This is a genomic window from Arthrobacter koreensis (assembly GCF_035792275.1).
Lineage (GTDB): Bacteria > Actinomycetota > Actinomycetes > Actinomycetales > Micrococcaceae > Arthrobacter_B > Arthrobacter_B koreensis_A.
The window spans coordinates 309,260-324,098 of sequence record NZ_JAMWKK010000001.1 but is presented as its reverse complement, the minus strand read 5'-3'; the positions used below and the strand labels follow the sequence as shown (position 1 = coordinate 324,098).

The 14,839-nt window shown below is 67.0% G+C and carries 15 protein-coding genes and 1 tRNA gene; 8 read left to right on the top strand and 8 right to left on the bottom strand.

The genetic code is table 11. The features are described 5' to 3' along the window. Nucleotides 1-13 precede the first annotated feature (13 nt). On the bottom strand, nt 14-904 hold the full coding sequence (locus NGB94_RS01555) for a glycerophosphodiester phosphodiesterase (RefSeq protein ID WP_325788567.1): 891 nt from the start codon (nt 902-904) through the stop codon (nt 14-16). A gap of 243 nt (nt 905-1,147) precedes the next feature. Between NGB94_RS01555 and NGB94_RS01550 the strand changes: the two genes are divergently transcribed. After that, complete coding sequence (locus tag NGB94_RS01550) at nt 1,148-2,353, top strand: DUF445 domain-containing protein (RefSeq protein WP_325788675.1); 1,206 nt, start codon at nt 1,148-1,150, stop codon at nt 2,351-2,353. Nucleotides 2,354-2,374: 21 nt separating this feature from the next. On the opposite strand, the gene NGB94_RS01545 is transcribed toward NGB94_RS01550, so the two are convergent. The 3 genes from NGB94_RS01545 to NGB94_RS01535 form a co-directional block, all read right to left on the bottom strand. Next, complete coding sequence (locus tag NGB94_RS01545) at nt 2,375-3,121, bottom strand: hypothetical protein (protein ID WP_325788565.1); 747 nt, start codon at nt 3,119-3,121, stop codon at nt 2,375-2,377. 145 nt (nt 3,122-3,266) lie between these two features. Next, nucleotides 3,267-3,533 (bottom strand): GlsB/YeaQ/YmgE family stress response membrane protein, encoded by a 267-nt coding sequence (locus NGB94_RS01540; protein WP_325788564.1) that lies wholly within the window; start codon nt 3,531-3,533, stop codon nt 3,267-3,269. A 151-nt stretch (nt 3,534-3,684) separates the two neighbouring features. Further along, nucleotides 3,685-4,332, bottom strand: a complete 648-nt coding sequence (locus NGB94_RS01535; protein WP_325788562.1) for a phospholipase — start codon at nt 4,330-4,332, stop codon at nt 3,685-3,687. Between the two features lie 148 nt (nt 4,333-4,480). Between NGB94_RS01535 and NGB94_RS01530 the strand changes: the two genes are divergently transcribed. From NGB94_RS01530 to NGB94_RS01515, 4 genes are read left to right on the top strand one after another with little or no spacing between them, the layout of a single operon-like run. Then, nucleotides 4,481-5,542, top strand: a complete 1,062-nt coding sequence (locus NGB94_RS01530; protein WP_325788561.1) for a hexose kinase — start codon at nt 4,481-4,483, stop codon at nt 5,540-5,542. Beyond that, nucleotides 5,542-7,761, top strand: coding sequence for a fructose-specific PTS transporter subunit EIIC (locus NGB94_RS01525; protein ID WP_325788559.1), 2,220 nt, complete (start codon nt 5,542-5,544; stop codon nt 7,759-7,761). Before NGB94_RS01530 ends, NGB94_RS01525 begins: the two co-directional genes overlap by 1 nt. A gap of 33 nt (nt 7,762-7,794) precedes the next feature. Then, the gene (gene ptsP / locus NGB94_RS01520; RefSeq protein WP_325788557.1) at nt 7,795-9,489 is read left to right on the top strand and encodes a phosphoenolpyruvate--protein phosphotransferase; all 1,695 of its coding nucleotides are present in this window, start codon (nt 7,795-7,797) and stop codon (nt 9,487-9,489) included. Nucleotides 9,490-9,523: 34 nt separating this feature from the next. After that, complete coding sequence (locus tag NGB94_RS01515; protein ID WP_325788556.1) at nt 9,524-9,802, top strand: HPr family phosphocarrier protein; 279 nt, start codon at nt 9,524-9,526, stop codon at nt 9,800-9,802. A 166-nt stretch (nt 9,803-9,968) separates the two neighbouring features. On the opposite strand, the gene NGB94_RS01510 is transcribed toward NGB94_RS01515, so the two are convergent. From NGB94_RS01510 to NGB94_RS01500, 3 genes are all read right to left on the bottom strand, one after another. Beyond that, on the bottom strand, nt 9,969-10,709 hold the full coding sequence (locus tag NGB94_RS01510) for a hypothetical protein (RefSeq protein WP_325788555.1): 741 nt from the start codon (nt 10,707-10,709) through the stop codon (nt 9,969-9,971). Beyond that, nucleotides 10,706-11,434, bottom strand: coding sequence for a hypothetical protein (locus tag NGB94_RS01505; protein WP_325788553.1), 729 nt, complete (start codon nt 11,432-11,434; stop codon nt 10,706-10,708). The genes NGB94_RS01510 and NGB94_RS01505 overlap by 4 nt, the downstream gene beginning before the upstream one ends. 140 nt (nt 11,435-11,574) lie before the next feature. Then, nucleotides 11,575-12,156: a hypothetical protein gene (locus NGB94_RS01500; RefSeq protein WP_325788552.1), complete on the bottom strand. Its 582-nt coding sequence runs from the start codon at nt 12,154-12,156 to the stop codon at nt 11,575-11,577. A gap of 143 nt (nt 12,157-12,299) precedes the next feature. Here NGB94_RS01500 and NGB94_RS01495 point away from each other — a divergent pair, with 143 nt between their 5' ends. Together NGB94_RS01495 and NGB94_RS01490 are read left to right on the top strand one after the other, a co-directional pair. Continuing rightward, nucleotides 12,300-13,385, top strand: a complete 1,086-nt coding sequence (locus NGB94_RS01495; protein ID WP_325788550.1) for an iron-containing redox enzyme family protein — start codon at nt 12,300-12,302, stop codon at nt 13,383-13,385. Next, nucleotides 13,382-13,657: a CDGSH iron-sulfur domain-containing protein gene (locus tag NGB94_RS01490; RefSeq protein ID WP_325788549.1), complete on the top strand. Its 276-nt coding sequence runs from the start codon at nt 13,382-13,384 to the stop codon at nt 13,655-13,657. The genes NGB94_RS01495 and NGB94_RS01490 overlap by 4 nt, the downstream gene beginning before the upstream one ends. An 84-nt stretch (nt 13,658-13,741) precedes the next feature. Here the strand turns inward: NGB94_RS01490 and NGB94_RS01485 are convergent. After that, nucleotides 13,742-13,814: transfer RNA gene (locus tag NGB94_RS01485), tRNA-Lys, on the bottom strand. 171 nt (nt 13,815-13,985) lie between these two features. Here NGB94_RS01485 and NGB94_RS01480 point away from each other — a divergent pair. Then, nucleotides 13,986-14,630, top strand: a complete 645-nt coding sequence (locus NGB94_RS01480; RefSeq protein WP_325788548.1) for a hypothetical protein — start codon at nt 13,986-13,988, stop codon at nt 14,628-14,630. The last annotated feature ends 209 nt before the right edge of the window (nt 14,631-14,839 follow it).

The following is a 14,839-nucleotide window of genomic DNA, read 5'->3' as shown; positions in this document are numbered from 1 at the left end:
CCCTGCCCAGAGCCTACGGCTGCGGCACAGCTGCTGTTCCCGTGCCGGTGAGGCCGTCAAGGACGCGGCGTATCCGGGCCGGATAGTTGGTGGTGAATTCCCGGACGCCCAGGGCGTAGGCATACTCCGCGTCCCGGGGTTCGTCCACCGTCCAGGCCCGTACAGTCCGCCCTGCCTGCACCCAGTCCGAGACCAGTTGCGGATGTGCGTAAAGGAATTCGACCCCCGGGCCCGCTATGCCTGCCGTTCCGTCCGCCAGCAGGGCACCGGCCTCCGCCAGGCCGGCCTCCAGCACGGTCCGGGCATCAGTTCCCGGCGGAAGCACGGCTGACGCTTCGGCAATCGCTTCCGCATCGACGTCGGACACCAGCTGGCACACGTAACGGGCATCCACGCTGCGGCGCAGGTGGGCGACGGACTCCGGGCTGAAGCTCATGAAACTCACCCGGATATTGGCGAGCCGGGAAGTGCCGGCGTCCCAGCCCCGCGAGGCCAGAAGCTCCAGCACCGTGTCCTCAAGCAGCAGGCCAAACGGGCCGGGCTGCTTGAACTCCACGGCCAGGCCGACGCCGCGTCCGGCCGCCAGGAGCAGATCCAGCAGTTCGGCGAGGGTGAGGAACTGCTCCCCGGCGCTGCCCAGGTCCGCCGGAATCTCGGCACCCTTCCAGCTGATGAAGTCCAATGCGCGCAGCTGCGCGAGCGTCCGGCCGGACACCGGCCCCGTACCGTTCGAGGTCCGGTCCAGCACGGAGTCATGCAGCAGGACCGGCTGCAGGTCGGAGCTGAGGTGGACATCGCATTCCACGCCGTCGGCACCCTCCCTGAGCGCCTGGAGATACGCCGCCCTCGTGTGCTCTGCGTACTGGCCGCTGGCTCCGCGGTGGGCATAGATCTGGGGCTGCACGTAGGGCCTTTCGCTCGGGTACGGACTTCCACGGTACGCGAGCAGGCTTGATCCCCCGGGCAGGCACGGCTTCGGCGCAGCGTGGCGCCGGAGCCGCGCTGCTGATTAGATGGCAGTGCGGTGCACACGCGGGCTTGCCGCGCACCGGGAGACCGGTACCGCAACCGAGCTGGGACTGGAGGAGCGCCGGTGAGCACACCGCTGCTGGAGAAGGACGCCGTCAAGGCCGCGGCACTGCGCCGCATGAAGCTGGTGGCCACGGGGCTGCTGGTGCTGCTTGCCGTCATCTTTGTTTTCGCGTTCGCCCTCCAGGACCGCTATCCCTGGCTCCAGTACGTCCGGGCCGCCGCGGAGGGCGGCATGGTGGGCGCCCTGGCCGACTGGTTTGCCGTGACTGCCCTGTTCAAGCATCCGCTGGGCCTGAAGATCCCGCACACCGCGATCATTCCCCGCAACAAGGACCAGATCGGCGCCACCCTCGGCGATTTCGTGGAGGACAACTTCCTCTCGGACGAGGTGGTCAAGGCGAAACTTGATTCAATCGGGATTGCCCAGCGCGCCGGTGCCTGGCTGTCCCGCCCCGAGGGCGCCGAACGGGTCGCCGCCGAAGGGGCCGCGGCGATCCGCGGAATCCTGCGCGTCCTGGACGACGAAGCAGTGCGCGACGTCCTTGAATCACTGTTCCGGAAGCACGTAGTGGACGTGCCCTGGGGACCTCCCGTGGGACGGATGGCTGAGCGCGTCTTCGAAGAGGGCCATCACCACCAGCTCGTCGACCTGCTGGTGGACAGCCTCAATGACTGGGTGCACCAGAATCCCGAGGTGGTGGCACGGCTGGTGGCCGAGCGGTCGCCGTCGTGGGTTCCAAGTTTCCTCGATGACCTGGTGGGCGACCGGGTACAGGTTGAGCTGGGCCGGTTCCTGGACGCAGTGCAGGATGATCCAAACCACCAGGTGCGCCGCTCGCTGGATGAATATCTCCGCGGGCTCGCTTCCGACCTGCAGCACGACCCCGGCGCAATGGCCAAGGCAGAGCGCATCAAGGAACAGGTCCTGGACGATCCGCGGGTGAAGGAACTCATGGCACAGACCTGGGCCACCATCAAGGGCGCCCTGGCAAACGCGGTGGATGACCCGGACAGCGAGCTCAGCGCCAACTTCAAGTCCGCGGTCCAGGACTTCGGCACCCGCCTGGTGTCCGAACCGGAGCTCGCAGCAAAGGTCAACGCCTACGTGGGCGACGCCGCCGGCTACCTGGTGCGGACCTACCGGAAGGACATTGCCGGGGTCATCACCGAAACGGTGGAGCGGTGGGATGCCGAAGAGACCTCGGAAAAGATTGAACTGCAGGTCGGCAAGGACCTGCAGTTCATCCGGATCAACGGCACCGTGGTCGGCTCGCTGGCCGGCCTGGCCATCTTCTCGGTGGCGCACGCCATCTTCGGCTAACGGCCGTTCAGCGGGGCCGGCTCAGTCGCCGCGTCCTTCGGGAAGGTCTTCGATTTCGGCGGCAAGCTCACCGGGGATGGTCTGCGGCGCCTCCCCAAATGCGCGGTGGGCGGCCTTGATCACGGACCGGCCCATTGTGTAGTTGCCGGCACCGCCGATTACCGCGCCCACCCCGAGTGGCAGTGCCCGCCCTACGATCACCGATCCCTGCTTGGCCAGCATCTTCTTCAGGAACTGTTTGCGGATCGTGGAGCCGATGCTGCCGAGCACCCCCGACGACGCTCCGCCCAGGGCGCTGCCCCAGGGCTGGCCCTTGCTGAGCTGCTGCATCATGGCTGTGCCCTCTTCGCCCAGCATGATCGCCATGACGACGGTACGGGAACGGTCGGGATCCTGCAGCCGCACGCCGTGCAGTTCGGCGACGGACTGGGCATAGAGAGCCGTCGCTTCGAGGAAACCTACGGTGGCGGCGACGGAGAGTCCGAGGGCCGCTGCCGTTCCCACGGCTGGGACGATTGCGGTGGCACCGACCGCCGCTCCCCCGCCGGCAACTGCGGCAAGGTAATGGTGTTCCAGGATCTTCACCAGTTCCGCTGCGGAGGCATCCGGGTGCCTGCGCTGCAGCCGCCGGATATTCGCCAGTACCAAGGGGCGCTGGACTTCCACGGCGCGCTCGATGCCGCGGGCAATATGGGTCTTGGGGCGCCCGTCACGGTCAAATACGGCGCCGCCGGCAAGCCGGAGGGCGCTGTTGGTCTTGAAGCCCATGAATGCTCCTTTGATAGTGCCGGACGGATACTCCGGGCGGTCCGCTCATCCAGCCTACGCGACCGCCCTTTAACCGGAACGGACCCACGGAATAGCTTCCGTGGGCCCGTTCTCTGGCTGCGGGCTCCGCCCGCATGCGCACTTACTAGGCGCGGGCGCCGCGCTTGGTGATCATGCCGTAAACCAGCAGGACGATCACGGAGCCGAGGATGGCTACGATCCAGGTCTGGATCGAGAAGAATTCCTCAAGACCAATACCGAAGATGGCGTTGCCGATGAAGCCGCCCAGCAGAGCGCCAACGACACCGAGGACCATGGTGATGATCCATCCGCCGCCCTGGCGTCCCGGAAGCAGGGCCTTCGCAATGGCGCCTGCAATGAGTCCCAGAATAAGGAAAGCAATGATACCCATGTGAATACTCCTTGCTGTGTGTGAGTGACTAGTGAAAGTCTGCGTGACCTGTGGGCCGCGCTTTCCATAAGCCTACTTCATAAGCATGCTTATGCGAAGTCATTTGCTGCGGGATTCACCACCCCTGAGAACATAATGCCTAGTCAGAGCGCTAATAAGGGGCCTTATTTTTTTCCTCGGGAAGGGCAAAAGTGCGCAGGAAAATGCCCACATCACGCACTTCGTCCCCGCCAATGCGGTGGCCCATGCCGGGGTACGTCCGGGCCGTCAGTGCGGTATTCGCTTCAAGCCATTCTGCCGCGGACGCCACGGCCTCGGAATGGATCACCCAGTCGTCCCTGTCCCGGCCCCAGAAAAAAGGAACCTTCCGGGTTAGCGGCTCGGCCATGGCCAGCAGCTCACTGGCCACGACGAATCCTGACAGCCCAACAACGCAGGTGAACGCGTCCGGTTTGAGCCGCAGGGCGGTCACCGCCATGGCCATGCCCTGGGAGAATCCCAGCAGGGAAACGCCGGTGAACCCGCCCTGCCGCTTCAGCTCCGAAACGGTGGCCAGGAGGCTTGATCCCGCGGCCAGCACGTCAGCTTCGTCCGACTCCAGCATCGGGTCCAGGAGGAACCACCCGCTGCGCCCGCCGACGTCGAACGGGCCCCTCAGCGCAGCACCGGTGACGCCGCGGGGCAGGTGCCGGAACAGCGGCGTCAGCGCCGTCTCGTCCGACCCGTATCCATGGAGCATGACCAGCAGATGTGTGCCCGCGCGCGCGTTTTCGGGTACGGACCAGGTGACCGGATGCATGCCCTCCAGCCTAGGCGCCGGAAGGCCCGGGGAACGTTTGCGCCGGTCAGCGCCTCCGCCGAAGGGGAACCATTGCATTGGCCAGACCGGGAACCTACCGTTGCAGAAGCGCATAGTCGTGCGTCGCGGCCACTGAATGCGGGGGCACATGTACGCAGGAAAGAACCGGGGCGCCATCGTGACGCTCACCGCCAATCCAAGCCTCGACCGGACGGTTGACCTGTCCGGAGTCCTGGTCCGCGGCGCCGTCCAGCGTGCCGCCGGAATACATGAGGAGCCAGGCGGCAAGGGCGTGAACGTCTGCCGGGCGCTGGCTGCGTCCGGATCTCCCTGCGCGGCGGTGCTGCCGGGTGATAACGCCGATCCTGTGGTGCAGGCTCTGCGGTCTGCGGGAATCGCACACCGGAACCTTCCCATCGGCGCGCCGCTGCGGGCGAACCTGACGCTCACTGAACCCGACGGCACCACCACGAAGATCAACCTTCCCGGACCGGAGCTGAGCGCGGCGGTCCAGGAGAGCCTGCTGGCTTTGACCCTCGATGCCTGCAGCGGCACGGAAGGGACCGGTCCGGCCGGCTGGCTGGTGCTGGCCGGGTCCCTGCCGCCCGGTGTGCCGCCGGACTACTACGCAGTGGTGGCACATGCCCTCCGCTCCCGCTTCGGGGCCGCCAGCCCGCTGCTGGCCATTGACTCCTCAGGCCCTCCGCTGCTGGGCGCCCTGCTGCACGATGCCATGCCCAACCTGCTCAAGCCCAACGGCGAGGAACTCGCGGAAGTGACGGGCATCGCCAGCGGGGATGAACTGGAAGCTGACCCGGTCCTGGCCGCGGGCGCCGCACTGACGCTGGTGGAGCGGGGTGTCAGTGCGGTTCTCGCCACCCTGGGTGCCCGGGGTGCGCTGCTGGTGACGGCCGACGGCGCCTGGCTGGCGACACGTCCGCCCGTAATCCCCCGGTCCACGGTTGGTGCCGGGGATTCATCCCTGGCCGGTTACCTGCTGGCGCAGACCGAAGGCCGCACCCCGCCTGAATGCCTGCGCCAGGCCGTGGCACACGGCGCGGCCGCGGCTTCCCTGCCCGGAACCACCGTGCCCTCACTCGAACAGACGGATCCGGGGGCCGTAACCGTCACCCCGCTTGAACTCCACCCAGTGCCCGCCTCGAGCGCCAGGCGCGGCCCGGCTACACCCACGCCGAAGGAGCAGGACTGATGTCAGAGCTTATTACCCCGGAATTGGTCACTCTGGACCAGAATCTTGGCGGCACAAGGGAATCAGTCATCCGCCATCTGGCCGAAAAAGTGGTGTCGGCAGGCCGGGCATCGAGTCTGGAGGAACTCTTCGCCGATGCCATGGCCAGGGAGCAGAAGACGGCCACGGGCGTCCCGGGCGGAATCGCCATTCCGCACTGCCGCTCCGCCGCAGTCACCCAGGCATCCCTTGCGATGGCCCGGCTCGAACCTCCCGTTGACTGGGGAGCGAAAGACGGCCCGGCGGACATCGTGTTCTTCATCGCCGCACCGGAGGGCGCAGACCAGGAACATTTGCAGCTGCTGGCCAAGCTGGCACGGTCCCTGATCAAGAAGGACTTCACGGCGTCCCTGCGCAGCGCCGAGACTCCGCAGGCAGTCGTTGAACTGGTCGACGGCGCCCTGGGCCTGGGACCCGTACCGGAAGCCGGCCCGTCCGGCACTGCCGGAACCCCGGCGGCAGACGCCGCGCCAGCAGGGTCCGGGACGGGCACCTCCGGCGCTGCGGCAGGCGGTGCAGCCGCGGGTTCGGCCGCCGGCGGAGCAACCGCAGCGGTCGGAGGAGCACACCGGGGCGCCCACGCCGAAGGCACTGGCGGCGAGCGCCGCGGCGGGGAGGTGCATGACGGGGGCGGGACAGCGACGTCGGGCGATGCCCCCGCATCTGCGACCGGCCCCCGGCCGGAACGGCTGGTAGCCGTGACAGCCTGCCCCACCGGAATCGCGCACACCTATATGGCAGCAGACTCCCTGGCTGCCGCGGCTGCGGAGCGCGGGATCGACCTGCAGGTCGAGACACAGGGGTCTGCGGGCTCCACGCCGCTTGATCCAGAGGTGATTCGGAATGCGGACGCCGTGATTTTCGCCGTCGACGTCGATGTCCGGGACAAGGGCCGCTTCGCCGGCAAACCGGTGGTCAGCGGCCCGGTTAAGCGCGGCATTGATGAGCCCGGAGTCATGATCGACGAAGCCCTGGCCGCAGCCAAGGACCCGAACTCGCGGAAGGTTACCGGCGGCGGAGGCGGGGGCGGAGACGAGCGCGCCTCGGCCGGCGGGGAGAGCTTCGGCGGACAGCTCAAGCGGGCGCTGCTCACCGGTGTCAGCTACATGATTCCGTTCGTTGCCGGCGGCGGCCTCCTGATCGCCCTCGGGTTCCTGCTGGGCGGATACGAGCTTTCCCTCTCCAACGATGATGGCGTTTTGAACGGGGACGTCATCCTGGACGGAACGGGCCTCTTCAACCTCCCCCCGGACGGCTTGCTGGCCTATCTGGGCGCCGTCTTCTGGAAAATCGGCAACATCTCCCTCGGCTTCCTGGTCCCCGCCCTGGCCGGCTACATCGCCTATGCCCTGGCGGACCGGCCGGGCATCGCCCCGGGGTTTACCGCCGGTGCCGTCGCCCTGTACATGGACGCCGGGTTCCTGGGCGGAATCGCCGGCGGCCTGCTGGCCGGTTACGTGGCCATGTGGGTGGGCGGCTGGAAGGTGCCGAGCTGGCTGCGCGGGCTGATGCCGGTGGTCATCATTCCGCTCATCGCCTCGCTCGTAGCCTCCGGGCTGCTGCTGCTGGTGCTTGGCGGGCCCATCGCTGCCCTAACGCTGGCCCTCAACGACTGGTTGTCAGGGCTTACCGGAGTCGCTGCGATCGGACTGGGCGTGATCCTGGGCCTGATGATGGGCGCGGACCTCGGCGGACCCATCAACAAAGTGGCCTACGCGTTCGCAGTTGCCGGACTGGGTGAAGGGTCCTTCGAGAACCAGGCACCCTGGCAGATCATGGCAGCGGTCATGGCAGCCGGCATGGTCCCGCCGCTGGGCATGGCCCTGGCGACGGTCCTGGACAAGAGCCAGTTCACCATGGCCCTGCGGGAAAACGGCAAGGCAGCCTGGCTGCTGGGCGCTGCGTTCATTTCCGAGGGCGCCATTCCGTTCGCGGCAGCCGATCCGCTGCGGGTGATTCCTTCCACCATGCTCGGCGGCGCAGTGGCCGGCGCGATCTGCATGGGCACCGGAGTAACGTCACAGGCACCGCACGGCGGAATCTTCGTTTTCTTCGCCATCGGCAACGTCTTTATGTTCATCGTGGCCATCCTGGCGGGTATGGTCGTCAGCGCACTGGTCCTGGTTGGGCTCAAACGCCTCACCGCCCCCAAACAGGCTGAGGAGCCCGTCGTTGCGTAGGAGTCCGGTTTTGTTCCACAGAGAGGTTCAGTGATGCGCACCATCAAGGGAATCGGAGTCAGTCCGGGCCGGGTCCTGGGGCCTTCACTGCGGATGCCCCCGCCGGTGCCGGAGCCCGACGCCGACTCAAAGTACGCCCCCGAAAGTTCAGTCGACCAGGAAAAGGCACGGCTGAAGGACGCCGCGGAAGCGGTTCGCGAGGACTTGAAACACCGCTCCTCCGTAGCCTCCGGGGACGCCAAGGCAGTTCTGGACGCCACCGCGATGATGGCCACGGACCCCATGCTGCTGAAGGCCGCCGGCAAACACATCAACCAGGGCATGGCAGCCGACCGCGCCGTCTGGGAAGCCGGCCTGGAAGTCGCAGCAATGCTGCAGGGCCTCGGCGGCTACATGGCCGAACGCACGCAGGACGTCCTGGACGTCCGTTCCCGCGTCGTTGCGCAGCTGGACGGCCTTCCTGCCCCCGGCATCCCGGCGTCGGACGTTCCGTTCATCCTCACAGCAGAGGAGCTGGCACCCGCCGATACAGCCACCCTGGATCCGGCCCTGGTGATTGGACTGGTCACCAGCGGCGGCGGGCCGCAGTCCCACACCGCCATCCTCGCCCGGTCGCTCGGGCTTCCGGCAGTGGTGGGTGCGGCGAGTGCTGACTCGATCGTCGACGGCGCGGAGATATACCTCGACGGAGGAACCGGAACGGTGGTGGTGAACCCCGGGGTTGCCGAACGCGAGGCCGCCCAGAAGTACGCCTCCCGGTCATCGCTTCCCGCCTTCAACGGGGTGGGCAGCACGTCTGACGGACACCGCGTGCCGCTGCTGGCCAACGTCGGCTCCGGCAAGGACGCAGAGGCGGCTGCCGCGGCAGGGGCGGAAGGTGTGGGCCTGCTGCGTACCGAGTTCTGTTTCCTCGGGCGGGATTCCGAACCCAGCCTGGAGGAACAGGTTGCAGCCTACGGCGCGGTTTTCGCGGCTTTCCCGGGACGGAAGGTTGTGGTGCGGACGCTCGACGCCGGGGCGGACAAGCCGCTGCCGTTCCTCACCGACTCGACTGAACCCAACCCGGCGCTGGGCGTGCGCGGCTTCCGGACCGACCGGTCCGCCCCCGGCGTCCTGACCCGCCAGCTTGAGGCGATCGCCGACGCCGCCGGCTCGCACGACTGCGATGTCTGGGTAATGGCCCCGATGATCTCCACCGCCGACGAGGCATCGGACTTTGCCGTGATGTGCGCGGCCGCCGGCCTCGCGACGCCGGGGGTGATGATCGAGGTTCCTGCTGCGGCAATCAAGGCCGAGGCCGTGCTCTCCAAGGTCAGGTTCGCCTCCCTTGGCACCAACGACCTGACGCAGTACACCATGGCGGCGGACCGGCAGCTGGGAACCCTGGCCTCCCTCAACGACCCGTGGCAGCCGGCCGTTTTGCAGCTGATAGCCATGACGGTCCAGGGCGGTGCGCTGGCAGGGGCGGCGGACAGCGTGCCGCGCAATGTGGGCGTCTGCGGTGAGGCCGCGGCGGACCCGGCCCTCGCCGTCGTGCTTACCGGCATTGGCGTGAACACGCTGTCCATGACTCCCCGGGTACTGTCCACGGTGGGAGCCGTCCTGGCTTCCGTGACACTTGCCGAGGCCCAGGAACTTGCCGGAATCGCCATGGTCGCCCACACGGCGTCCGAAGCCCGGACCCAGGTTCGGAGCAGGTTGTCCATCCTTGAACAGCTGGGTCTCTAGGGACCAGCCGAACACCAACCGGAAGGAAGACCCAATGCCAGAACGCGAAGCCACGATAGCCAGCAGGGTCGGGCTCCATGCCCGCCCCGCTTCCCTGTTCGCCGAAGCGGCTGCTGAGCAGCCCGTGGAAGTGACCATTGCGATGAAGGGTGAGCCGGCCGAGGAGGCGATGGACGCTTCCAGCATGCTCTCGCTGATGAGCCTCGGCGCCTCCCACGGCGACGTGGTGGTTCTGCGGGCCGACGGCGACGGAGCGGACGCGGCGCTTGATGCGCTGGTGAAGATCCTTGAAACGGACCTCGACGCAACCTAGTCCCGGCCCGCCGGTGCCGGGTTCCTGCCCCTAAACAAAGCGAAGCCAGCGGCCGGTGGCCGCTGGCTTCGATAGCAACTTCACGCTGACCCCCCACAGGCAGCGGACGTTACATATTCATTAGTCTGGCACAGAGGCATGAATTTGTGAACGTATCCTGTGATTTTCATTTCACATTTTCATAACGGTCTGCTAGCGGGCTCCGCTTGGGCCGCCTCAGCTGGAGACGGTTCGATATCCACATCACAGCCAGGCCTGAGACAACCAGGATGACAGCGGAAAACGGCAGCAGCACCATGAAGACACCCAGGTCCATAACCAGCGCCATCGCCGTGAAGGCCACCACCACGGCCAGGCCGGTTCCGAACAGGCCCGACCCCAGGCGGTGCGGCGTGCGGTAGCGGGGGTTGCGGGCAGCCGCGAGCGCAGGAGCACAGACGCAGGCCGCAACATATGCCGGGTAGAGCCGGCCAAGCATTCCGTAGACCTCCACCGTGACCTGGTCGCCGTAGTCCAGCAGGCCGGTCGAGGTTTCCGGGATGTCGCTGGCAGCAAAAAAACCAGCCGTCAGCACGGCAATGACGCCCAGGACTACCAGCCCCACGGGCCCGACGATCAGCCGGCGGGACCATTCGGCGCCGAAGGCCGCGGCACCCCGCAGGCCCAGGATCACGAAGACACCGTAGAGCGAATACCGCAGCAGGAGGTTCGCCAGGTTCATCCCGCCCAGCAGCGGATCGATGAATTCGTAGAAGACCGGCAGGCTGAGCCCGGTTGAAACAGCGATCAGCACCATGCAGAAGAAGATGCTGCGGTTACGGCCGCGGACGGCATCCGGAAGCCGGAACAGGGCGAAAAGCGAGCTCAGCACAAACGCCGACACCTGCACAGCGAATCCCACGGTCATCCTAAATTCTCCAAGAGTGCGTCGTCGTACTTTTCGTCCTGCTCACGCTTGCGCAGCGCTTTCGCCAGTCCATCCAGCCGGTCCCTGGCCAGGGCAGCCAGGTCGGCATCAGAGAGGGCGGCCAGGGCTTCTTCCCGCCCCCGGGCCGGCCACCCGCCTTCATCAGGATGCAGCACACCGGTGACCACCAGGCCGCTGGTCAGCGACACTCCTGCCTGCCGCGCGGCCTCGACGGCGAGCCGGGTGGAAAGCCGCCCGGCCGTGAGCTGCGCGGAAATATTCTGCGGTGCCATGCCGGTTGCGGCGGAAAGCTGGTGGCGCAGGTCCCCCGGGTCCACGGCGTCGAACCAGGGCCGCACCGCGATGGATTCCGCATAACCGGCAACCTCTGGAACCGCCGGATGCTCGGGATCCGCCTCGGCCCTGGCCAGGAGGTACTTGAGGATGCACTGATAGGGGACCTGGCTGATGAGTTCTGCCGAAGTAGGTGCGCGCCGACCCTCAGCCAGTCCGTGGAATCCCTCGAAGCCGGACAGTGCTGCAACCGGGTCCTGGCCGTAGGCCCGGGCCGCGCGCACCACAGTGGAGACGGCGACGTTTCCCCGCACCAGCTGCTGGGCCAGCGTCGAACGCTTGATACCCGTCTTCCGGCACAGGTCCGCCGTGGATTCATCGGGTGCAACCAGGGTCCGCCAACTCTGGAAGGCCTTTGCGGAGACCCCCATTTGACCCCCCGGACCGCTCGATTGGATTCCCTGCTACCGGATCAGTATACTTCTAGCACTGGCTCCCCCCTCTGCGTTCCCCCCATATGCAGAGGCGGGAGCCAGCTCCAATTAACGGCGCTTTCCAGCTCCCCTCAGAGTCAGCCTGCCCGCCGTCTTGCGGCGTCCCGGGCACGTTCCCACGCAGCTTCGAGTTCCCCCACGGCAGTGCCGTAGCGTTCCATCGCCTCCTCGCCGCCGGCTTCAGCCTGTGCGGCCGCCTGGGCCGCGAGCGCCTCCCGGGCAGCCCGTGCCAGCAGGCTGGTCTCCTTCTCCCGCACATCCGTCAGGCCTGGGAACTCTGCGCCTTTCCAGGGGTCAAGTTCGTATGAGCCCCATTCCAGCAGGATGGCTTCCCGCCTGCGGGCGAGTGACTCCAGGCGCCGGCGGCGAAGTTTGTGGATCCGCGCCCGCTTCCTGGCCCGGTGCCGGCGCGCCAGCCAGTACCAGGCACCCGCGGAGCCGCCCAGCGCCAGGAGGCCGGCCGCGGCCGCCGCACCCGGGGCCGCCAGTCCTGCCCAGGCGATGGCGGCAACGACTGCCAGGCCACCGGTGAGACCTACCCAGAACAGCCGTTCGCCGTCCTCCCGGCGAAGGGCCGAGTCCAGTGCCGGGGCCGTGAAACCGACCGCGGCTGCGGCAAGAACCAGGGCAGGCAGGGCTTCCAGAAAGCCTGAGTCCATGCGCCGCCTCCTCCCAGCATCCCCCGCTCACGCAGCGGTCACTACATAACCAAAATTTACCAAGTATGCTGATAAACAATGTTTTCCACCGAGGTATTCGGAAGACTCAAGCATTGCATGACGCCTCACAGCTAAGGAATGACATGTTGGTACCTGCCCCGCGCGGCGAACTCACCGCCGCGCTCCTGACCGTGCTGCATGACGGCCCGCAGGCGACTGCCGAACAGTACGGAAAGCTCGACGACGCTGCCGCACTGGTCCTCGCCGGCACCACGGACATCCTCCGGGATGATGACCTCCAGCTGGCCCTGTTCCTCCTGTACGAGCTGCACTACAGCGGGCTGGACGGCATCGATCCGGACCTTGAATGGCAGCCGGAACTCATCCGCGTACGCAGAAGGCTCGAATCAGCTTTTGAGACTGCCCTGCGCCGGGCCGTTCCGGTTCCCGCAGCCCCCGCCCCGGTTGCCGAGGAAGTAGCCCAGACGCTGTTCACGCTGGCGGCGGACGACGACGGCCCCAGCGTGTCCCGGTTCATTGCCAGGCACGCCACCGAAGACCAGCTCAGGGAATTCCTGGTGCTGCGCTCCGTGTACCAGCTCCGCGAGGCCGACCCGCACAGCTGGGCCATCCCCCGGATGGCCGTGGGGCGCGCGAAAGCGGCCCTGGTGGAAATCCAGGCTGACGAGTACGGCGGCGGACGGCCGGAACGGATGCACTCCGCACTCTTCGCCCGCACCATGGAGGGGCTTGGCCTGGACACCACCTACGGCCGCTATCTGGACCGCATTCCGGCCCTGGTTCTCGCCTCCTCGAACGCGATGTCCCTGTTCGGCCTGAACCGCCGGCTGAGGGGCTGCATCGCCGGGCACCTCGCGGCTTTCGAAATGACCTCTTCGATCCCGAACTCTTTCTACGCGCGGGGCTTCAAGCGGGCCGGCTACGGCCCCGAAGTCACGTTCTACTTCGATGAGCACGTTGAGGCGGATGCAGTGCACGAACAGATCGCCGCCCGGGACTTCGCCGGCGGGCTGGCAGAAGCCGAGCCGGAGCTGCTGGAAGACATCCTTTTTGGGGCAGCCACCGTCCTGGCCCTGGATGCCCTGCAGGGCGAAGAGCAGCTGGCAGCCTGGAAGGAGGGCCGCACGGCCCTCCGGGAGACCGACCGGTCCCGCGTGGACACCCAGGCCCTGGACGCCGCTGCAGCAGCCGCAGGAGTCCCGGCATGAGCGCACAGCCCGGCAGGGACACAGTTCCCGTTCCGGGGTCCAAGGTCACCGTTGTCCCCTCCCCGGATGCCGGGGACGCAGAACCCTTCGCCGTGACGGAATGCCCCGGCGGTCCGCTGCTGGTGCGCGGCGACTTCGAAATCCAGGACAGCGAGGGCAACGAGGTGCCCAAAAACCGGGAAACCGTGGCCCTGTGCCGGTGCGCCGGTTCGCGGATCAAACCGTGGTGCGACGGCACGCACAAACTGCTGCGGCGGGCCGCCGAAAACTAACGGCCTCCGGGGCGCAGGACAGGCCCGGACAGCAGAACACCCCGGCTCCTTCAGGAACCGGGGTGTTCTGCATTAAGCGGCGGGTGGGCCCTGTGGGGCTCGAACCCACGACCCACGGATTAAAAGTCCGATGCTCTACCAACTGAGCTAAAGGCCCCCCATCGACACGGCAGCATAAGAGCCGCCACGTCGACTTTTCCACTTTATCGCACGGCTCGGGAATCGTGGAAACCCTCTGCGGGCCGGGAATCCACAGCCTTGGGACCGCGGGTTTCCGTCTGCCGAAAGCAGCTTCGATTCCCCGCACCGGCGGGAGTATTCTCAAGACATGACTGAGTCGAATGCATCGGTTCCCCGTCACCACAAGCCCAAGCTGTATGCACCCATGGACTTCGCCAACCATCCCGGCGGCGCTGATCCTGCCCGGGTCTCGGAAGCTGCCCACCTGGCGGCGCAGGCCCTGGTGCACCACGGCAGGGAAAGCGATGACCCCGAGGTCACCCGCCGGCTGGTAGAACTGGCCGACCAGCAGGGCCTGGAGGCCGTCGCGGAGATCTGGGCCACGAGCCCGGCCAGATCCCTGCCCGGGGCGCTCTGGCGGCTGTATGCCCTGCGAGCAGCAGTCCAGCAGAATCCGGAGAAGGTCGCGGTATTCTACGCTGCCGGCATGGAAGCTGCACAGGTCTCCCGGGTTGTTTCCGGCGTTGCCGAACCAATGGGAGCCGAAGAAGTGCGCACCATGGCGGACACGATTCTCTCGGGTGCCTTTGAAGGCGAGTTCGACGTCGCCCTGGAGCGTTTCGCGGCCTTCTGCCGCGTAGTGGCCCTCGGTGAAACGCATCATGCCGACTCCGCGGAAGCAGCCAGCAGCGCCCGGGCCACCGAGCTGACCCGCAACGCCCGGCAGCTGGTCCTGACCGCGGAAGACCTTGAGCATTCCGCAGAATCCTGGCGGCGGGGAGAACTGGACTGAGCCTCCGGATCCCGTGCCAGGGCTGTGGATACCCCGGTTGACATCAGGGACCACGAGTAGAAAACTGAAAGTGGTGTCGGACCGCGGAACCCCCGGGCTTCAACTTAGAGCCGCTTCGAGCGGCCTTCCGCCGAGAGGCGCTCCCGGTCCGGCACCGTTACTCTTTTCCGCATCGGATATTCTTACCGGTGTGATGAGCCCCCAGCACA

Bases quoted from the DNA above. Each gene is read 5' to 3' on its own strand.
- NGB94_RS01550 (WP_325788675.1), top strand. From the start codon at position 1,148: ATGAAGCTGGTGGCCACGGGGCTGCTGGTGCTGCTTGCCGTCATCTTT.
- NGB94_RS01545 (WP_325788565.1), bottom strand. From the start codon at position 3,121: ATGGGCTTCAAGACCAACAGCGCCCTCCGGCTTGCCGGCGGCGCCGTA.
- NGB94_RS01540 (WP_325788564.1), bottom strand. From the start codon at position 3,533: ATGGGTATCATTGCTTTCCTTATTCTGGGACTCATTGCAGGCGCCATT.
- NGB94_RS01535 (WP_325788562.1), bottom strand. From the start codon at position 4,332: ATGCATCCGGTCACCTGGTCCGTACCCGAAAACGCGCGCGCGGGCACA.
- NGB94_RS01530 (WP_325788561.1), top strand. From the start codon at position 4,481: ATGTACGCAGGAAAGAACCGGGGCGCCATCGTGACGCTCACCGCCAAT.
- NGB94_RS01525 (WP_325788559.1), top strand. From the start codon at position 5,542: ATGTCAGAGCTTATTACCCCGGAATTGGTCACTCTGGACCAGAATCTT.
- ptsP (WP_325788557.1), top strand. From the start codon at position 7,795: ATGCGCACCATCAAGGGAATCGGAGTCAGTCCGGGCCGGGTCCTGGGG.
- NGB94_RS01515 (WP_325788556.1), top strand. From the start codon at position 9,524: ATGCCAGAACGCGAAGCCACGATAGCCAGCAGGGTCGGGCTCCATGCC.
- NGB94_RS01510 (WP_325788555.1), bottom strand. From the start codon at position 10,709: ATGACCGTGGGATTCGCTGTGCAGGTGTCGGCGTTTGTGCTGAGCTCG.
- NGB94_RS01505 (WP_325788553.1), bottom strand. From the start codon at position 11,434: ATGGGGGTCTCCGCAAAGGCCTTCCAGAGTTGGCGGACCCTGGTTGCA.
- NGB94_RS01500 (WP_325788552.1), bottom strand. From the start codon at position 12,156: ATGGACTCAGGCTTTCTGGAAGCCCTGCCTGCCCTGGTTCTTGCCGCA.
- NGB94_RS01495 (WP_325788550.1), top strand. From the start codon at position 12,300: ATGTTGGTACCTGCCCCGCGCGGCGAACTCACCGCCGCGCTCCTGACC.
- NGB94_RS01490 (WP_325788549.1), top strand. From the start codon at position 13,382: ATGAGCGCACAGCCCGGCAGGGACACAGTTCCCGTTCCGGGGTCCAAG.
- NGB94_RS01480 (WP_325788548.1), top strand. From the start codon at position 13,986: ATGACTGAGTCGAATGCATCGGTTCCCCGTCACCACAAGCCCAAGCTG.